At 55.2% G+C, this 1,393-nt stretch carries 3 protein-coding genes; 2 read left to right on the top strand and 1 reads right to left on the bottom strand.

Annotation, left to right across the window (positions count from 1 at the left end):
• Window positions 1–36: 36 nt before the first annotated feature.
• Window positions 37–300, top strand: coding sequence for a type II toxin-antitoxin system RelB/DinJ family antitoxin (locus PY649_RS34710; RefSeq protein WP_018308607.1), 264 nt, complete (start codon window positions 37–39; stop codon window positions 298–300).
• A complete protein-coding gene (locus PY649_RS34705; RefSeq protein ID WP_014106742.1) occupies window positions 287–568 on the top strand; it encodes a type II toxin-antitoxin system YafQ family toxin in 282 nt (93 codons plus the stop codon). Before PY649_RS34710 ends, PY649_RS34705 begins: the two co-directional genes overlap by 14 nt.
• Before the next feature lie 96 nt (window positions 569–664).
• On the opposite strand, the gene PY649_RS34700 is transcribed toward PY649_RS34705, so the two are convergent.
• On the bottom strand, window positions 665–1,210 hold the full coding sequence (locus PY649_RS34700) for a replication/maintenance protein RepL (RefSeq protein WP_020958252.1): 546 nt from the start codon (window positions 1,208–1,210) through the stop codon (window positions 665–667).
• Window positions 1,211–1,393: the final 183 nt, after the last annotated feature.

Here is a 1,393-nt window from a genome sequence, read left to right as displayed (position 1 = left end):
GTATTACACTGAAATTCAGTGTTGGGAGGGTATGTCATGGCTGTCAGTCGCATGGTCCAGGCCCGAGTGCCGGGCGAGATTCAGGAAGCCGCGAACCAGGTCATTCACGCGGCCGGGCTGACGGTGAGTGATGTGGTTCGCGTGCTGATGACGCGGATTGCCCAGGACAAGGTGATTCCGGCCGCGCTGTTTCAGCCTAATGCGGAGACGTTGGCGGCGTTTGCCGAGGTCGAGCGTGGGGATCTGACGCGCTTCAGGTCTGTTGATGCGTTGTTCGAAGATCTCCATGCGGACGATTGAGCGCACGACGGCCTTCAAGCGTGATTTCAAACGGGTGGCGAAGGGGCCGCATCGGGCTGCCTTGGACACCGATCTGCGGCGAATTATCGAGCTTCTGGTGGTCGATGCGGCATTGGAAATCCGGCATCGCGACCATGCCCTGACAGGCAACTGGAAGGACTATCGGGACTGCCATGTGAAGCCCGATCTGGTGCTGATCTATCGCCTCATTGAGGCCGATCGCCTGGTTCTGGTGCGACTGGGCTCCCATTCGGAACTCGACCTCTAGCCTTCAAGGGAAGAACAGGCGGCTCAATCCCGGCGCATCAAGGAGTGCGCGCTTATACGTTGCCCTTCGGACAACGTGCGCGTGGTGTCGGGCGATCTATTTTTCGGTGGCCGGCAAGTCTGGTTCCATGCCGTCGAAAGAAGGCTGAGATGGTGGTGGTAAGCCGGGGCCGGTAGGTAGCTGCTTCTCTCCCGGATACAGGTCTGGAATGGCCTGTAGAGGCGGCTGTGCGCCAATTTCGGTCTTATCGGGTTGTTCATCGTCTGAGAGCAGCACAGCGGCAGAAAACAGGCTGTAGCGGATGCCATCGCGATTTCCGGACCAAGCTACCCGGTCATTAACGATGTAAGCACAGGCCGTGCCTGTGGGACCGATCTGTCGAACTTCGATCCAGTTGCCCTCTCGTAAAACGGACAAAGCCCTTTTGAGAGTATTCAAGCCGCAACCAGCCATTTTGGCCAATGTAGCTTGGGATGCGACGAGAGCATTATTGCGGCCCATTTGGGAGGTCATAAGCATCATAACAGCTGCTGCTCTAGGATTTGATACAGCTAATTTTGACCATCGTTCCATAGCCGCTCGTTCGACCTGAACCCAAGTTCCGTTGGGTGCTGTGGTTAATCCAACGTGTTTTGGCTTCATGGCCTACCCCTAGATCAAATCAGACGATTTTTCATCCAAATTTGGATGAAATTCATCCATTTCATAGCGAAAAATGTAGATGAATTCAATCCAAATTTGGACAAATTCCATCCAAACCTAGCCCATAGCTGGTGGGCTAGGGGTAGCCCATAGCTGGTGGGCTACCCCCCCCCATCACATCAT

The organism is Rhizobium mayense (assembly GCF_030272705.1).
GTDB classification, from domain to species: domain Bacteria; phylum Pseudomonadota; class Alphaproteobacteria; order Rhizobiales; family Rhizobiaceae; genus Rhizobium; species Rhizobium mayense.
The sequence above is the reverse complement of the archived record's forward strand: the minus strand, read 5'-3'. Positions and strand labels throughout refer to the sequence as shown.